This window comes from Christensenella massiliensis (genome assembly GCF_040409835.1).
Taxonomy (GTDB): domain Bacteria; phylum Bacillota; class Clostridia; order Christensenellales; family Christensenellaceae; genus Christensenella; species Christensenella massiliensis.
In genome coordinates this window covers 2,290,203-2,305,498 of the sequence record NZ_CP117826.1, presented here as the reverse complement: position 1 = coordinate 2,305,498, position 15,296 = coordinate 2,290,203, and the positions used below count along the sequence as shown (strand labels likewise).

Here is a 15,296-nt window from a genome sequence, read left to right as displayed (position 1 = left end):
CGTTAAGCTCCGGCAAGCTCTATCAGCAGCTTTATTACGAAGATAGCGATGACGGCAGCGCCGATCCCGCTGATTGCGCCATATATTTTCCGGGAATCCCTGTCGTTTTCCCGCGAACAAGATAATAAAGGCCCGCAGTCAGGATAAGCGCTCCGATCACAAGCGCAACGATATTGACGGTCATTTCTTTTTCCTCCATTTCAATAGAATCGCAGAATTGATGATAACGAGCACAGAGCCTGCATTATGTACAAGCGCGCCGGATACCGGGTCGAGTATTCCCGTCATAGCCAAGACGATCGCGAGAAAATTCAGGCTGAGGGAAAAGGTAAGGTTGCATTGGATCGTGGCCATCATTCTTTTGGAGAGGGCCAGCAAATGCGGCAGCTCTTTCACCTCGTCGTCTACCAACGCAATATCCGCGGCATCTACGGCGATATCGCTTCCCACTCCCCCCATTGCGATGCCGACAGCCGCTTTTTTCAAGGCCGGAGCGTCGTTTACGCCATCCCCGATCATACAGACCGGTTGTCCCGCCGCCTGATAGGCTCCGATCTGTTCCAGTTTGTTTTCCGGAAGACAATTTGCATGTATCTCGCTGATATGGAGCTGCTGCCCGATCGTTTGCGCGGCATTTTCATGGTCTCCCGTCAAAAGCACCGGCTGAACGCCGAGTCCTTCAAGGGAGCCGATCATGCCGGCGCTTTCCGGACGCAGCGTATCGGCCAGCGCGAGATAGCCCGCCTCTTTCCCGCCTATGGCTATATAAATGACCGTACACCCCTTTTCGAGGGACTGCTCCGCAGCGCGGCATAATTCTTCCGAAATCTGTATCTTCGAGCAGGCAAGCAGCGCTTTGTTTCCTGCAAGGATCTCCTGCCCGTCAATGACCGCAGCCACGCCGCGCCCCGGAACCATTCGGAACTGCTCGGGTTCCAGAGCCGCTTCCCCGCTTTCCTGCTGATAGCAGCGCACGACCGCCTTTCCAAGAGGATGCTCGGAACGTTTTTCCGCGCAGGCCGCAAGCGCATAGAGCGCCTGCTCCGAATGGCCGGGAAGAACACTTTTTATTTCCATTACCTGAGGCGTTCCATAGGTCAAGGTGCCCGTTTTATCAAAGGCGATCTTTTTCACGGACGCAAGGCGCTCAAGCGCGTCGCCCTCACGCACGAGAAAGCCATGCTTTGTCGCGTTCCCGATCGCCGCCATGATCGCTGTGGGCGTCGCCAATACAAGCGCGCACGGACAAAATACGACCAAGATAGTCACCGCGCGAATGATCTCGCCCGACAGAAGCCATGTGAGTCCGGCAGCAGAAAGCGCGATAACGACGATCCATGTTGCCCAGCGGTCTGCAAGTCCGACTATTTTTGCCTTTCCCGCATCGGCAGACTGCACAAGACGAATCATCCTCTGGATGGAGCTGTCTTCCCCTACCTTTGCTGCCTTCATATCAAAAGAACCGAATTGATTTACGGTCCCGCTGGATACCTCGTCTCCGGCTGCTTTGTCCACCGGGAGCGATTCTCCTGTCATGACCGCCTGATTGACGGAGGTCTGCCCCGATAGAATCACGCCGTCAACAGGCACGGTCTCTCCGGGAAGGACGCGGAGAATGTCTCCTACCCGTACTTCCTCCGCGGGAACGATGTTCTCTCCGTCCTCCGATAATACCCGGGCAGTCTGCGGCGTCAAATGGACCAGCTTTTCAATCCCGGCGCGCGCCTTTGCGACCGTAAGCTCTTCCAGCAGCCCGCCAAGCTGCATAATGAATGCCACTTCCCCTGCGGCAAAGTCCTCTCCGATCACCACTGAGGCTATCAAAGCGATAGAAACGAGAACATCTGCTTTGATATCGAATGCAGTAATGAGCCCAATGACCGCCTCTAAAATAATAGGGATACCGCACAGCACGATCGCGATCCACGAAACGCCGAACGGAAACGGCTCCCAGCCTACGAGGCTCATAAGGAGGGCAAGCCCTGATATTGCAAGAAATATAATATCTTTCTTTATTCCGCCCCATTCCAGTAATTTTTCCAGTTTTTTCATCAAAGTCTCCTTTATACCTATAGGGGTATATGTATATAATATCTGCGGCAGCCCTCTTTGTCAAGTTTGTTTTTGGGAAAGCACATAAAAAAGGCAGTCCATACAAGGGCTGCCTGTAAAAATCTGTTTTTTCTATTTCATATTTGCGAACCGCTCTACTGCTTTTGTAAAGCTTTCTATCGTTTTATCTGCATCTCCATGCTCTATCCCATCGCGGACACAATGCTTGATATGCCCCTCCAAAACGACCTGCCCTACCCGGTGCAGGGCGGACTTTGCGGCATTGATCTGCGCGAGCACATCCTCGCACGGAACATCTTCCTCGACCATCCGGTCTATCGCCTGCACTTGTCCGATGATTTTTTTTAACCTGCGGTGCAGATTATCCGCATCCATACATTGCTTCATAGAGAGCCTCCATATACCAATAGGGGTATGTGCATATTGTAGTCACGGCGGCATCCGTTGTCAAGTATAGCCGCCTGTCATCCGCACGTCCTTCAAAAGCGGGATATAAAAGACAGGAAAGCTTCCTTTCCTGTCTTCTTTTATTTCGTTACGACCGCATTCTGTCCGAAAGAACGCAGCTTTGCATAACGCTTTTCGAGCAGGCTGCCTATCGGTTCAACCATGAGCTCATTTACATTTCTGATCAGATATTTTTTGATCTCTGCTGCAAATTTTCCGCCGTCCTCCGCCTGCGCGCCGCCCTCGGGCTCTGGGATCACATCGTCTATGAGACCCATCTCCTGAATCTCCGATGCGGTCATGCGCATCAGCTCCGCCGCTTCCGCAGCGCGTGAGGAATCTTTCCACAGAATACTGGAAAATCCCTCCGGTGAAAGAATAGAATAAAGCGCGTTCTCGAGCATTGCTCTCTTATCCGCGACCGCAAGCGCGATCGCGCCGCCGCTGCCGCCTTCGCCGATAAACAGGCTCAGGACAGGCGTTTTGAGCCTGGAAAGCTCCATGAGGTTCCGGGCTATGGACTCGGCCACGCCGCGTTCCTCAGCTCCGATGCCGCAGAACGCCCCTTGCGTATCTACGATGCAAATGACGGGGCGGTGGAATTTCTCCGCTTGACGCATAAGGCGCAGGGATTTGCGGTAGCCCTCCGGATTGGAGCAGCCAAAATTACGCTTCACCTTATCGCGCAGGTCTACGCCTTTTTCCTGACCTACGACTGTGACCGGGATATCTCCTAAAAATCCGACGCCGCCGATGACCGCTGCATCGTCCGCAAACAGCTTATCGCCGTGCATTTCCATAAAATCCGTGAACACATGCCGAATGATATATTGAGAGGTGATACGCTTCGGGTCACGCGCTGTTTGCACAATATCCCATGCCGACCGTTTCTCACTCATTTCGCGGCTCCTCCTTTATGCAGTTTTAAAAGCTTTGCGAGCGTTTCTTTCAGCGCTCCGCGGGGAACGATCATATCGACAAAGCCTTTCTCGAGCTGGAATTCCGCCGTCTGGAACGTAGGCGGGAGCGTCTGCTTTACCGTTTGCTCGATGACGCGCCTCCCGGCAAAGCCGATCGTCGCATTCGGCTCGGCGATCGTGACGTCTCCGAGCATGGCAAAGCTCGCCGTAACACCGCCTGTCGTCGGGTCTGTCAGCACGGCGAAATAAGGCAGGCCCGCTTCGTCAAGCTTCGTAAGAGCCGCGCTTGTTTTGCTCATCTGCATCAGGGATATGAGTCCTTCCTGCATGCGCGCGCCGCCCGAGACCGTAAAAGCGATAAACGGGAGCTTTTCGCGCACGGCCTGCTCGATCGCAAGCGTGATCTTCTCGCCGACCGCCGCTCCCATGGAGCCCATCATGAAAAAGCCGTCCATGACCGCGAGCACAGCGGGCTCTCCGCCGATCTGACAGGCTCCGGTGACGACTGCTTCTTTCTCGTTGGTATAGCCGCGTATCTTTCTTATCTTGCTGTCATATCCCGGAAAATCAAGCGGATTCGTGCCGATCATATCTGCATTTGTTTCTACGAAGGTTCCTTCATCCGCTGTATACATAATACGCTGGCGGGCAGATAAGCGGAAATGATAGCTGCAGTTTGTGCACACGTTAAGATTTGCGATCAGGTCATCCGTATAGATCACGCTGCCGCATTCCGGGCATTTTTCCCACATGCCCTCAACTTGTTCCTCGTCATGCGCAACAAGCGGTTCCGGAATCTGCTCCGGCTCTTCCGCGGGCATCTGCGCCTGCTGGTTGGTACGGTATACGCGCAGGGTGATATCCTTGCGCTTCTTTGAAAATAACCCCATCTGTTACCTTTCCTCCATGATGCGCCCGACCAGTCCTGTATCGAGCTTGCCCTCCATTACATCTTCGTTGTTGAGAAGATCGAGCTGGAAATCTGCGTTTGTCTCCACTCCGTCCACAACGAGCTCCGTTAGGGCCGCACGCATTTTCGCCATAGCCCGCGCACGCGTCGGAGCATGAACGATAAGCTTCCCTATCATACTGTCGTAAGTCGGCGGTATTTTATATCCCGTATACATTGCCGTATCGAACCGCACGCCCGGTCCTCCGGGAAGGTGCAGCGCTTCGATCGTACCGATAGAAGGCATGAAATTTTTCATTGGGTCTTCCGCATTGATACGGCATTCGATTGCGTGGCCCATAAGCGGTACATCTTCCTGCCGATACGAAAGCTTGCCGCCGTTCGCGATCAGTATCTGTTCGCGTACGATATCGATCCCCGTAATCATCTCTGTGACCGGATGCTCTACCTGCACGCGCGCGTTGAGCTCCATAAAATAATAATTTCCTGACGCCTCGTCATATAAAAATTCAATCGTGCCTGCATTTTTATAACCGGAGGCCTTTGCGGCCCGTACCGCCGCCTCGCCGATCTCCGTACGTTTTTCAGGGCCGAACGCCACGCTGGGCGCTTCTTCCATCACTTTCTGGTTCCTGCGCTGAAGGGAGCATTCCCTCTCGTACAGGTAGATCGCTTCGCCGTAATGATCGCATAAAATCTGCACTTCGATATGCCGTGCATCCATGATGCACTTTTCCATATACAGCGTTCCGTCGCCAAAGGCGCCGAGCGCTTCCTTGTAGGCAGCGCTAAAAGCTTCCTCTATATCTTCCTCCCGGTCCACCTTGCGGATGCCCCGTCCGCCGCCGCCGTTTGCCGCCTTGATCATAACGGGATATCCGACCTTTTTTGCGATTTTCTTTGCATCCTCCGCGTCTTCAAGCGCATCAAGAGAACCCGGAATGACCGGTACTTTCGCCTCCGTCATGATCCTGCGCGCCATGAGCTTATCTCCCATTTTTTCCATTGCTTCCGCATCCGGACCGATGAAGACGATGTTGCTTTTTCCGCACATACGGACGAACTTGGAGTTTTCCGACAGGAACCCATAGCCCGGATGGATCGCATCCGCCCCGGAAATGCGCGCCGCAGATAAAATATTATAAGCGCTCAGGTAGCTGTCTTTGGGCGCGGGCGGGCCAATGCACACCGCTTCATCCGCAAGCTGCGTATGGAGCGCATTTTCATCCGCCGTAGAATATACCGCAACGGTTTCTATCCCCATCTCGCGGCACGCGCGTATGATGCGCACGGCGATCTCGCCGCGATTAGCAATCAAAACCTTGTTTATCATCGATTATCTCCTTCGGATGCGGTCCGGACAATTCCGCACTGCCGAGCGCCGCCATCCGTTTCGTACGTGTTTAATCCTGCTTCGTAAGAACGAACAGGATCTCCCCCTCGCACACGGTCTTTCCATCCACCGTGGCTTTTACCTTTCCTTTTCCGCCCATTGCGGACAGGCGCAAAATCTCTGTTTCGAGCACAAGGTCGTCTCCCGGCTTGACCATGCCCCGGAAGCGTACCCTATCGATCCCGCCGAATACCGCAAGACGGCCCTTATATTTTTCGTCCTGCAGAATGGCGACCGCGCCTGCCTGCGCAAGCGCCTCCGTGATGAGCACTCCCGGCAGGATCGGATTTCCGGGAAAGTGCCCTTTGAAGCAGAAGAGGTCTTCCCGGATGCGCCACACCGCTTTGGTGCGTTTCGCCACTTCGCACTCAAGCACCTCGTCCAAAAACAGGAACGGGGCCCGATGTGGAATGATTTGTTTGATTTCTTCCTGATTTAAAACCATATATGCTCCTTTTTTCAGCCAAAACCAACTGTACTATACGCACTATTACACATAATTGAACAGCAACTGTCCGTATTCTACGCTATCTCCATCTTCGCAGGCGACCCATGTGATCTCTCCGTCTTCGGGCATCGTGATCTCATTCATCAGCTTCATCGCTTCTACCATACATACGATATCGCCTTTTTTGAGCTTATCGCCTATTTTGACAGCCTTCCCTTCGGAAAGGCTGTGGAATATTCCGACGAGCGGGGAGGAAATATCCTTTCCCTTGCTTTCGGCCGCAGCAGGAGCGGCATTGGAGGCCTGTGCCGCCTCTTCCGCCGGAGCCGGCGAAGCGGCAGGCGAGGGAACGGCAGGCGCCGTACCGATCTGAGCCGATATCTGCGGCGGAGCCGTTACATAAACGGTCTTCGTCGTTTCACCCGTACCGCGCTCCATACGGACCGAAAAATCTCCGTCCTGTAATTCAAACTTATTCATTCCCGTCTTTTCAACGGCTTTCAATAAATCCAATACTGATTTTAAGTCCACTTTTGTTCTCCTTTACTCCGCTTTTTTGAATAAAAGCACCGCATTATGCCCGCCAAAGCCGAGATTATCAGACATGACCACATCAACATCGGCTTTCTTTCCTATATTTGGCGTGCAATCAAGGTCGCATTCGGGATCCGGAACCTGATAGTTGATCGTCGGCGGGATAAAATCATCCTGCATCGCCATGATGGAATAGACCGCTTCGATCCCTCCTGCAGCGCCAAGCGAATGTCCGGTCATAGATTTTGTAGAGGAAAGCGGTATTTTATATGCTTCTTCTCCAAACGCTTTTTTGATCGCAAGCGTCTCTGTCTTTTCATTGAGCTCAGTCGACGTTCCATGCACATTGATATAAGATACCTCGGAGGGCAGGACATGCGCTTCCTCCATCGCTACTTCCATTGCTTTTGCAAGCGCTGCTCCTTCCGGCTGAGGCGCCGTCATGTGATAGGCATCGCACGTCGCGCCGTAACCTGCAATCTCCGCATAAATATGTGCGCCCCGCTTCTTCGCCATTTCATATTCCTCCAGAACGATCACCCCCGCGCCTTCCGCGATGACGAAGCCGCTGCGCTCCGCGTCGAACGGAATAGAGGCGCGGTCGAGCCGGTCCGTCGTTGTGACCGCATGCAGGCCAAGAAAGCCTGATATCGCCAGCATTTTAATGGGCGATTCCGCGCCGCCCGCAAGCATTGCATCCATATAACCGTCGCGGATCATGTGATAGGCGTCTCCAATAGAATGCGTCCCCGACGCGCAGGCCGTCGTGACCGTTGTGTTGTAGCCCCTCAGGTCATGCTTGATCGCAAGATAGCCGGAGCCCATGTTACTGATCATCATCGGTACAAGAAGCGGGTTGACGCGTCTGAAGCCCTTCGCATTCAGCTTCGTTACTTCCGTTTCCATCGTATCGAGACCGCCGATCCCGCTTCCGACCAGAACGCCGAAGCGGTACCGGTCATACGGCATTTCCCCGCCCGGTGTGAAGCCTGCGTCTTCCATTGCCTGATTTCCGGCGATGACCCCGTATTGGGAATACTCGTCGAGGCGGCGCGCCTCTTTCTTATCCAGATAATCGAGCACATCGAGGTTCTTCAGCTCGCCCGCGAAATGAATGGGCAGCCCCTCCGCTCCCGCCTTAGTCAGCGGTCCAATTCCGTTCACGCCGTTTTTTGTGTTTTCCCATGCCTCTTTTACCGTGTTCCCGTTCGGGGAAAGGATTCCGAGGCCCGTTACAACTACCCGTCTTGCCATAAAGGTTCCCTTTCAAGTCTATCGTTTCACAGGCGCAGCCTGACCGGGACTGCTGCCTGCTATTCTAAGCATATTCGGAACGGATACGCGAAAGCCGTTCCTATGTGATGCAGGATACGCGGATGAAGTTCGGTATTGTACCGGAGTGCTGAATGAAATCGTACATCCCGGTGCGCCGAGATCAGCGCGGAACCGAAAATCCAAGGTTCGCCGCGCAGGATGCGTCACATGTACATGCCGCCGTTCACCGAGAGCACATGCCCTGTGATATAGGACGCCTGCTCGCTCGCAAGGAACGCGACTGCGTCTGCAATATCCTTTACCGTGCCGCCGCGGCGGAGCGGGATGCTCCCTAACACTTCTTCCCGCGCCTTTGCAGGCATGGCATCCGTCATAGGCGTCTCTACAAACCCGGGAGCTACCGCGTTGACGGTGATATTCCTCGAGCCGATCTCTTTGGCGAGAGATTTCGTGAAGCCGATGATCCCTGCCTTGGAGGCGGAATAGTTCGTCTGGCCGCCCTGTCCGGAAAGGCCGACTACGGAGGCCATGCTGATGATCCTGCCGTGCTTCTGCTTCATCATATAGGGTACTGCGTGGCGGCAGCAATTGAATACGCTTTTGAGGTTGACGTTTATGACCGCGTCGAAATCCTCTTCCTTCATGCGTGCGAGAAGCCCGTCGCGCGTGATGCCTGCATTATTGACGAGGACGTCGATCGACCCGAACGTCTCCACCGTTTGCTTCATCATCGCTTCCACTTCGCTGAATTGACTCACATCCGCTTTGATCGCGATCGCTTTTACGCCTTTCTTTTCGATCTCCGCTACCGTGCCCGCATAATCTTCCTCTTCAAATAAATAGTTTACTACGATATCATATCCTTCATCCGCAAGCCGCAGGGCAAGCTCCCTGCCGATCCCGCGGGAAGCGCCTGTAATGAGTGCTGTGCTCATATTCCTTTCCTCCCGTCGCATCTATGCATACACAAACGTTCAGCGCGTTTTCAGCGCCTCGACCGTTTTTTCGTAAGATTCAAAATCATTGATGTTGCAGGTCTTCGCTTCCTTGCTGACGCGCGATACGAAGCCCGCGAGCGTTTTACCCGGCCCTACCTCTACAAACGTATCCGCGCCTGTCGCAAGCATAGCCCGTATACTCTGTTCGAACAATACCGGGTTTGCCGTCTGTTCCGCCATGACGGTCTTCATATTTTCCATGTCTGCCGGATCATAGGGCATTCCTGTACGGTTTGCATACAGCGTAAACTGCGGCATGCCAAATTCCGCAGTTTTGATCTCTTCATAAATATTCTGTGCAGCCCACTCCATGTGCGGCGAATGGAACGCCCCGTTTACCGGAAGCTTCATGCATTTTATTTTATTTTCCTTGCAATATGCCATCATGACCTCGATGAGGCTGAGGTCTCCTGCTACGACAGTTTGGCCCGGACAGTTATAATTGACCGGCAGAAGTATGCCGTCCTCCCGGAACTGCTCTGTGAGCGCTTCGACCTCCTCCGCCGTTTTGCCGAGCACCGCCGCCATAGCGCCGCTGTGTTCTTCGGCCGCTTCCTGCATCCATTCCGCGCGCAGCAGGACAAGACGCAGCGCGTCTTCAAAGGAAAGGACGCCTGCCGCCGCGAGCGCCGCATATTCTCCGAGGGAAAAACCCGCGCCCATATCCGGCTCGAGCCCCGCTGCCGAAAGCGCCGCCCATGCTGCAAAATCTACCGTGAATACGGCCGGCTGTGTATTGATCGTCTGGTTCAGCTCCGCCTGTTCTCCGAAAAAGCACAGCTCCGCGAGCCCCGGGCACACGGCTTCCGCACGGTCAAAAATATCCCGGGCCGCTTCCACGTTATCGTACAGGCTTTTGCCCATTCCTGTTTTCTGCGCTCCCTGCCCTGCAAAGAGCACTGCAAGTCTACCCAAATCAAGTTCCTCCAAAAGATAGCAGACAGACGCAAAATAACATTTTGCGTCCGCCCTCTACCCATTTTGTACGTTTTTTATTTATTGTCTTCGATATATTTTACAAGGTCTGCGACGCTCTTCAGATTCTCCGCATCTTCCACAGACACCTCGAATGCTTCTTCGATATCCATTACGATCTCCACCATGTCGAGGGAATCGATCTCAAGGCTCTCGAATGTAGAATCCATTGTGATGTCGTCAACATCGATATCCATTTTGTCGCTGATGATTTCGGCAATCTTTTCATAGATCATTTCAAATTCCTCCATTTAAGAAAACAATTTATTTTTTATTTGTCACGCTTTCGCGTTATTACCATTCATAGACTGCGCACCCCGATGAAAGCCCGCCTCCAAAGCCTGCAACAACGAGCGTATCGCCCTTTTTCAGCATGCCCTTTTTGTTCATCTGGTCGAGTGCGATCGGGATACTGGCGGCCGATGTATTGGACGTATCGTCGATATTGGAATAAAATTTATCCATCGATACGTCAAGCCGCTGTGCAATCGTTTTTGTGATGCGGTAATTTGACTGATGCATCAGGAACCAGTCGATCTCATCCGGGGTTTTGCCCGTTTCCTCCAGCGCGAGGCGAATGACCCGTTCTGCTTCGCGCGTCGCAAACACATAGACCTCTCTTCCCTTCAGCGCTGCATAGGACGGCTGCACTGCGCCGTCTTTGAGCGTATTCATACCGTTGATCGTGATGAGGCCCTCCGTATCCGGCTTGGAATACACCTCGAAATATTTCATATTATCGCCGCTTTCTATGACAACGGCGCCCGCGCCGTCCCCGAACAGGATACAGCTTGCGCGGTCTTCCATATTCATAAAACGCGAAAGCGTTTCGCTGCCGCACACGAGAAACGGTTTGCTGCCCGGCTTTACGAACCCCGACGCCGCTTTGAGCGCAAACATGAAACCCGTACACGCAGAGTTGACGTCAAAGCAGACCGCTTCCGGGATCCCGAGCTCCCGCTCGATCTGACTCGCAACGGACGGCACGCCCATTTCATTCGTCACGGACGCGACGATGATACCGCCGATATCATCCTTTGTGACGCCCGCCTCTTTCATGGCTATATTCGCTGCGATGACGCACATATCCTTGTTCCACATGCCGTTTTCCACATAGTGGCGGCGCTTGATGCCCGTACGTTTTGTGATCCATTCGTCAGACGTATCTATGATCTTTTCAAAGTCCTCATTGGTCATCACTTTTTCAGGCAGATAGCTGCCTGTTCCCATGATGCGTATACTCATATTTCCTCCTACTTTTTCGCATACACCTTCCGGTGCTCCGGAAGAACAGCCTTTTCCCCCACAGGGAACGCTGAGCATTTCCGTTTATCCATTGCCGGAGCCAGCCGCTTCATTCCGGCTCCTTACGCGGCCGGCCTGATTTGAGGCAGCTTTGACCGCACGAATCTATTTCAGAGACCTCCGGCAAACAGAGGCACATATAACTGCAAGCAAAATTAAGACAGTATAATGATATTCTAATCTTCCGTAAATGTCAATAAAAACGAAAAGACGGCAGGGCGGGAAACCGCCCCTGCCGCCGTATTTTTTATGACCGGCTCGCGTTTTTCGTGTAATTGAGAAGCCCGCCTGCAAGCAGCATTTCACGCAAACGCGGCGATGCGTCGAGCACGACTTCGAAACGGATGCCTTTCGTTTCGTCTTCTACATAAAAACGGTCTTTTCCCTCCACATTTTCACGAACACCCGCGAGCTTCAGCACGTCGCCCTGACTGATCTTATCGTAATCCGCTTCGTCCGCGAATGTAAGCGGCAGGATTCCGTTGTTGATGAGGTTTGCCATGTGAATGCGCGCAAAGCTCTTGGCAATGACCGCCTTGACGCCGAGATACAGCGGCGCAAGCGCAGCATGCTCGCGCGAGGAGCCCTGCCCGTAGTTCTGCCCTGCAATGAGGATCGATCTTCCCGCCTCTTTTGCACGCGCCGGGAAGGTCTCGTCCACCGGCGTAAGGCAATAATCCGCAAGATACGGGATATTGGAGCGGTACGGAAGCAGCTTCGCGTTAGAGGGCATGATGTGGTCCGTCGTGATGTTATCTTCCATTTTCAGCATGACTTCCGCTTCGATCTCGTCCGCGAGAGGCTCATGCTTCGGGAAAGGCTTGATGTTAGGCCCGCGGATGACCTCCACATCGGCAGCGTGCTCCGCCGGCGGAATGATCATATTATCGTTCACATCAAATTTCTCCGGCATTTCGACATCAAGTATGGAAAGATCCGGAAGCTCCAGCGCATCGGACAGATAGCCGTTGATCGCCGTGACTGCCGCCGTTTCCGGGCTGACGAGATAGACGCTCGCACTCTTCGTTCCGCTGCGGCCAAAGAAATTGCGGTTGAACGTGCGGACAGACACAGCATCCGTCGCCGGAGACTGCCCCATGCCGATACACGGCCCGCATGCGCATTCGAGGATGCGCGCACCTGCGTCTATCATGTCGGCCAGCGCGCCGTTCTTCGCAAGCATATTCATGACCTGCTTCGAGCCGGGCGAAATGGTCAGGCTGGTATGCGGATTTACAGTTTTTCCCTTGAGGATCGCGGCTACACGCATCAAATCGCGATAGGAAGCATTGGTGCAGCTGCCGATGCACACCTGATCCACCTTGATTTTCCCAATTTCTTCAATGGTCTTTACATTATCCGGACTGTGCGGCATTGCTGCCATCGGCGCAAGCGCGGAAAGGTCAATTACAATGTGCTCATCATATTCCGCGTCCGCATCTGCTGAAAGCGGCGCAAAATCCGCTTCCCTGCCCTGTGCAGCAAGAAATTCCCGCGTTACTTCATCGCTCGGGAAAATAGAAGTGGTCGCGCCGAGTTCCGCTCCCATGTTGGTGATGGTCGCGCGTTCCGGCACGGAAAGCGTTTTTACGCCTTCGCCTGTATATTCAATGATCTTTCCTACACCGCCTTTTACGCTCATCACGCGCAGGACCTCGAGGATCACGTCTTTCGCGGATACACCGGGCCTAAGTTCCCCTTTGAGCTCTACATTGACAAATTTCGGACAATTCAGATAGTAGGCGCCGCCGCCCATCGCAACTGCGACGTCAAGCCCGCCCGCGCCGATGGCGATCATGCCGATGCCGCCGCCAGTAGGCGTGTGGCTGTCGGAACCGAGCAGCGTTGCGCCCGGCACGCCAAAACGCTCCAAGTTGACCTGATGGCAGATGCCGTTCCCCGGCCGGGAAGCATAGATGCCGTGCTTTTTTGCCACACTCATAATATAGTTATGGTCATCCGCATTTTCAAAGCCGCTTTGCAGGGTATTGTGGTCGATATATGCGACCGAGCGTTTTGTCTTGACGCGGTCTATGCCCATCGCTTCAAACTGCAGATACGCCATCGTGCCCGTTGAATCCTGCGTGAGCGTATAATCGATACGGATCGATATCTCGCTGCCCGGGGTCATTTCCCCGGAAACGAGATGATCCTGTAAAATTTTATATGCCAGTGGTTTTCCCATTCTTTTTCCCCTCCATAATAACTTATAATACGGTGTTTATTTTATACGCTCGGCGCACTTTTTTCAAGTGCCGCGCCTTTCTTTTTGCCCGCTCTTCCGATATAATAAAGGAACGGTGCAAGACTGCGCCGTCAAAAATCCATTGGAAAAGGATGAAATGCATGCTGACATTATGGGGAAAGCTCTATCAGAACGGCAGGACGATATGCGCGGATACGTTCACAAGCCAGAAACCGGAAATATCCGACGCGATACTGGAATGCATCGAGCATTTTGCCAAAGAATTCGATATCGAGGTGCCTATGTGGCACACCAATCATACCAAGCAGCTCGGGCTGTTCCGCAAGGCCACGTTCAAGCCCGATGATTTTGTGGACCGTTTCCCCTATGATAAATTTGAGATACAGATCATCGATTCCGCCGATTCCTGATTTTTGCGGTGCTTTCAGAACAGCCGTAAAAAAAGGACCGCCAACAGCAGCGCGGCGATGGGGAGCATACTCCCGAGGATCAGCTCTTTCCATGTGTGTCTTCCCATGCGAAGCGACGCCCAATAGACCGCCCCTAAAACGGGCAGGCCAAACAGGGCGGCAGGTCCCAGTAAGCAGACAAGCAGCGCAAGCGGCCCAGCGACGCCGCACGCATGACCGCTCGCTTTTATTTTCAAGCCTTTATTGAACAATAAAATAAGACAGCCGGAAAACAGATAGGCAAGATAGACGAGCAGCATGCCCTCCGGTACTGCCGCCGCCACGGCATATAAAATGCCCGCTATATAACCGGCGACCGCCATGAGAATGGCAAGGCTGCGCTGTCCGCTCCTTCCTTTCTCTTTCCATCCCGGAAGCACCTTTTGCAGAGGATAGGCGAGCAACGGCAGCACTGTCAGAAAAAAGACCGCCGCCGCATAGTTCGCACCGCCGCCGAACATCCCGTTCCTTACGCCAAACAGAATACTCAGGGTCAGAAATGCCATGACGGGAGCAAGCGTAATGATACGCACTGCCTTTTCCGCACTGATTTTCCGCATCAAAGCTCCTCTCCTTACATTGTTTTATATTTATATATATGTTATACTAACATACAAATTGTTCAGCAAGAACAGGCACGTCTTATTTGTTACTTATTGATACAAAAAAACGAAAGTGTATGATTTATGGAAGATAAACGGATCGTTAAAACAAAACAGAATTTAAAGCAGACTATGATCTCCCTGCTTGCCCGTCTTCCCTTTGAGAAAATAACGGTCTCCGCGCTCTGCCGTGAAGGGATGACCAGCCGCATTACATTTTATACGCATTATGATGATAAATACGCTCTTGCCGAGGACATGTTCCGCGGTTATGTGGACGAAGCCGTACAGGACTATTACCGATTGCAGGCGGAAAACAATCCCTCCCGCGACGCCCTTCACGGTTATTATAATATGCTGGATTGCATCCTGAACCTGTATTACAACAATCTCTCTTTTTTTGCGTGGGCTTCTCCCGACCGGAATCCCTATTTATATTCTGCTTTCTATCATCATATCTTCGACAATGTCGACGACTATATCAAACGCCACAGCCGCCAGATGCCTTCTAAATATCCCTCGCGCCAGACAGCCGCGCTGCTCTGCAACGGCCTATGGGGAGTGATCAACGAATGCTATACAGGAGGTATTTCGAGGACGGGTATGCGCAGGACGCTTCATTCCATGTTCCATGATATTCTGACATCCGGTCTTTTTCAAAAATCAAACGAATTCTGACCGGTTTAAAAAATCATGCGCCGACAGGCGGAACAAACAAAAAACGGAACGCCGGCCGGGCGTTCCGTTTTTCAATTGTCGCC

Annotated in this window: 17 protein-coding genes; 2 read left to right on the top strand and 15 right to left on the bottom strand. The window is 53.0% G+C overall.

Going from position 1 to position 15,296, the window contains the following annotated elements:
- Positions 1-34 precede the first annotated feature (34 nt).
- The 14 genes from PUP29_RS11305 to PUP29_RS11240 form a co-directional block, all read right to left on the bottom strand.
- Complete coding sequence (locus tag PUP29_RS11305) at positions 35-184, bottom strand: hypothetical protein (RefSeq protein WP_353423368.1); 150 nt, start codon at positions 182-184, stop codon at positions 35-37.
- Positions 181-2,052: a heavy metal translocating P-type ATPase gene (locus PUP29_RS11300; protein WP_079545707.1), complete on the bottom strand. Its 1,872-nt coding sequence runs from the start codon at positions 2,050-2,052 to the stop codon at positions 181-183. Before PUP29_RS11300 ends, PUP29_RS11305 begins: the two co-directional genes overlap by 4 nt.
- Before the next feature lie 132 nt (positions 2,053-2,184).
- Complete coding sequence (locus PUP29_RS11295; protein ID WP_079545709.1) at positions 2,185-2,460, bottom strand: metal-sensing transcriptional repressor; 276 nt, start codon at positions 2,458-2,460, stop codon at positions 2,185-2,187.
- Between the two features lie 140 nt (positions 2,461-2,600).
- Positions 2,601-3,419, bottom strand: a complete 819-nt coding sequence (gene accA, locus PUP29_RS11290) for an acetyl-CoA carboxylase carboxyl transferase subunit alpha (protein WP_079545710.1) — start codon at positions 3,417-3,419, stop codon at positions 2,601-2,603.
- Positions 3,416-4,330 (bottom strand): acetyl-CoA carboxylase, carboxyltransferase subunit beta, encoded by a 915-nt coding sequence (gene accD / locus PUP29_RS11285; RefSeq protein ID WP_079545712.1) that lies wholly within the window; start codon positions 4,328-4,330, stop codon positions 3,416-3,418. Before accD ends, accA begins: the two co-directional genes overlap by 4 nt.
- A gap of 3 nt (positions 4,331-4,333) precedes the next feature.
- Positions 4,334-5,683 carry an acetyl-CoA carboxylase biotin carboxylase subunit gene (gene accC / locus PUP29_RS11280; protein WP_079545714.1) on the bottom strand — a complete coding sequence of 450 codons (1,350 nt, stop codon included), beginning with the start codon at positions 5,681-5,683 and terminating at the stop codon, positions 4,334-4,336.
- 70 nt (positions 5,684-5,753) lie between these two features.
- Positions 5,754-6,188, bottom strand: coding sequence for a 3-hydroxyacyl-ACP dehydratase FabZ (fabZ, locus tag PUP29_RS11275; protein ID WP_079545716.1), 435 nt, complete (start codon positions 6,186-6,188; stop codon positions 5,754-5,756).
- A 45-nt stretch (positions 6,189-6,233) separates the two neighbouring features.
- The gene (locus tag PUP29_RS11270; protein WP_079545717.1) at positions 6,234-6,722 is read right to left on the bottom strand and encodes an acetyl-CoA carboxylase biotin carboxyl carrier protein; all 489 of its coding nucleotides are present in this window, start codon (positions 6,720-6,722) and stop codon (positions 6,234-6,236) included.
- A gap of 12 nt (positions 6,723-6,734) precedes the next feature.
- Complete coding sequence (fabF, locus tag PUP29_RS11265) at positions 6,735-7,979, bottom strand: beta-ketoacyl-ACP synthase II (protein WP_079545719.1); 1,245 nt, start codon at positions 7,977-7,979, stop codon at positions 6,735-6,737.
- A gap of 224 nt (positions 7,980-8,203) precedes the next feature.
- The gene (gene fabG / locus PUP29_RS11260; protein WP_353423366.1) at positions 8,204-8,935 is read right to left on the bottom strand and encodes a 3-oxoacyl-[acyl-carrier-protein] reductase; all 732 of its coding nucleotides are present in this window, start codon (positions 8,933-8,935) and stop codon (positions 8,204-8,206) included.
- Positions 8,936-8,974: 39 nt separating this feature from the next.
- The gene (locus PUP29_RS11255; RefSeq protein ID WP_079545723.1) at positions 8,975-9,913 is read right to left on the bottom strand and encodes an ACP S-malonyltransferase; all 939 of its coding nucleotides are present in this window, start codon (positions 9,911-9,913) and stop codon (positions 8,975-8,977) included.
- A 77-nt stretch (positions 9,914-9,990) separates the two neighbouring features.
- Positions 9,991-10,209: an acyl carrier protein gene (locus PUP29_RS11250; RefSeq protein WP_079545724.1), complete on the bottom strand. Its 219-nt coding sequence runs from the start codon at positions 10,207-10,209 to the stop codon at positions 9,991-9,993.
- A gap of 58 nt (positions 10,210-10,267) precedes the next feature.
- A complete protein-coding gene (locus tag PUP29_RS11245) occupies positions 10,268-11,218 on the bottom strand; it encodes a 3-oxoacyl-ACP synthase III family protein (RefSeq protein WP_079545726.1) in 951 nt (316 codons plus the stop codon).
- 307 nt (positions 11,219-11,525) lie between these two features.
- The gene (locus PUP29_RS11240; protein ID WP_353423364.1) at positions 11,526-13,463 is read right to left on the bottom strand and encodes an aconitate hydratase; all 1,938 of its coding nucleotides are present in this window, start codon (positions 13,461-13,463) and stop codon (positions 11,526-11,528) included.
- A gap of 161 nt (positions 13,464-13,624) precedes the next feature.
- Between PUP29_RS11240 and PUP29_RS11235 the strand changes: the two genes are divergently transcribed.
- On the top strand, positions 13,625-13,894 hold the full coding sequence (locus PUP29_RS11235; protein ID WP_079545730.1) for a hypothetical protein: 270 nt from the start codon (positions 13,625-13,627) through the stop codon (positions 13,892-13,894).
- A gap of 14 nt (positions 13,895-13,908) precedes the next feature.
- On the opposite strand, the gene PUP29_RS11230 is transcribed toward PUP29_RS11235, so the two are convergent.
- Positions 13,909-14,493: a hypothetical protein gene (locus PUP29_RS11230; RefSeq protein ID WP_353423362.1), complete on the bottom strand. Its 585-nt coding sequence runs from the start codon at positions 14,491-14,493 to the stop codon at positions 13,909-13,911.
- 126 nt (positions 14,494-14,619) lie between these two features.
- Here PUP29_RS11230 and PUP29_RS11225 point away from each other — a divergent pair, with 126 nt between their 5' ends.
- Positions 14,620-15,213 (top strand): TetR/AcrR family transcriptional regulator, encoded by a 594-nt coding sequence (locus PUP29_RS11225; RefSeq protein WP_353423361.1) that lies wholly within the window; start codon positions 14,620-14,622, stop codon positions 15,211-15,213.
- The last annotated feature ends 83 nt before the right edge of the window (positions 15,214-15,296 follow it).

What these genes read in the sequence shown, in the direction of transcription:
- PUP29_RS11305 (WP_353423368.1), bottom strand. Translation starts at nt 184, where the DNA reads ATGACCGTCAATATCGTTGCGCTTGTGATCGGAGCGCTTATCCTGACT.
- PUP29_RS11300 (WP_079545707.1), bottom strand. Translation starts at nt 2,052, where the DNA reads ATGAAAAAACTGGAAAAATTACTGGAATGGGGCGGAATAAAGAAAGAT.
- PUP29_RS11295 (WP_079545709.1), bottom strand. Translation starts at nt 2,460, where the DNA reads ATGAAGCAATGTATGGATGCGGATAATCTGCACCGCAGGTTAAAAAAA.
- accA (WP_079545710.1), bottom strand. Translation starts at nt 3,419, where the DNA reads ATGAGTGAGAAACGGTCGGCATGGGATATTGTGCAAACAGCGCGTGAC.
- accD (WP_079545712.1), bottom strand. Translation starts at nt 4,330, where the DNA reads ATGGGGTTATTTTCAAAGAAGCGCAAGGATATCACCCTGCGCGTATAC.
- accC (WP_079545714.1), bottom strand. Translation starts at nt 5,683, where the DNA reads ATGATAAACAAGGTTTTGATTGCTAATCGCGGCGAGATCGCCGTGCGC.
- fabZ (WP_079545716.1), bottom strand. Translation starts at nt 6,188, where the DNA reads ATGGTTTTAAATCAGGAAGAAATCAAACAAATCATTCCACATCGGGCC.
- fabF (WP_079545719.1), bottom strand. Translation starts at nt 7,979, where the DNA reads ATGGCAAGACGGGTAGTTGTAACGGGCCTCGGAATCCTTTCCCCGAAC.
- fabG (WP_353423366.1), bottom strand. Translation starts at nt 8,935, where the DNA reads ATGAGCACAGCACTCATTACAGGCGCTTCCCGCGGGATCGGCAGGGAG.
- PUP29_RS11250 (WP_079545724.1), bottom strand. Translation starts at nt 10,209, where the DNA reads ATGATCTATGAAAAGATTGCCGAAATCATCAGCGACAAAATGGATATC.
- PUP29_RS11245 (WP_079545726.1), bottom strand. Translation starts at nt 11,218, where the DNA reads ATGAGTATACGCATCATGGGAACAGGCAGCTATCTGCCTGAAAAAGTG.
- PUP29_RS11240 (WP_353423364.1), bottom strand. Translation starts at nt 13,463, where the DNA reads ATGGGAAAACCACTGGCATATAAAATTTTACAGGATCATCTCGTTTCC.
- PUP29_RS11235 (WP_079545730.1), top strand. Translation starts at nt 13,625, where the DNA reads ATGCTGACATTATGGGGAAAGCTCTATCAGAACGGCAGGACGATATGC.
- PUP29_RS11230 (WP_353423362.1), bottom strand. Translation starts at nt 14,493, where the DNA reads ATGCGGAAAATCAGTGCGGAAAAGGCAGTGCGTATCATTACGCTTGCT.
- PUP29_RS11225 (WP_353423361.1), top strand. Translation starts at nt 14,620, where the DNA reads ATGGAAGATAAACGGATCGTTAAAACAAAACAGAATTTAAAGCAGACT.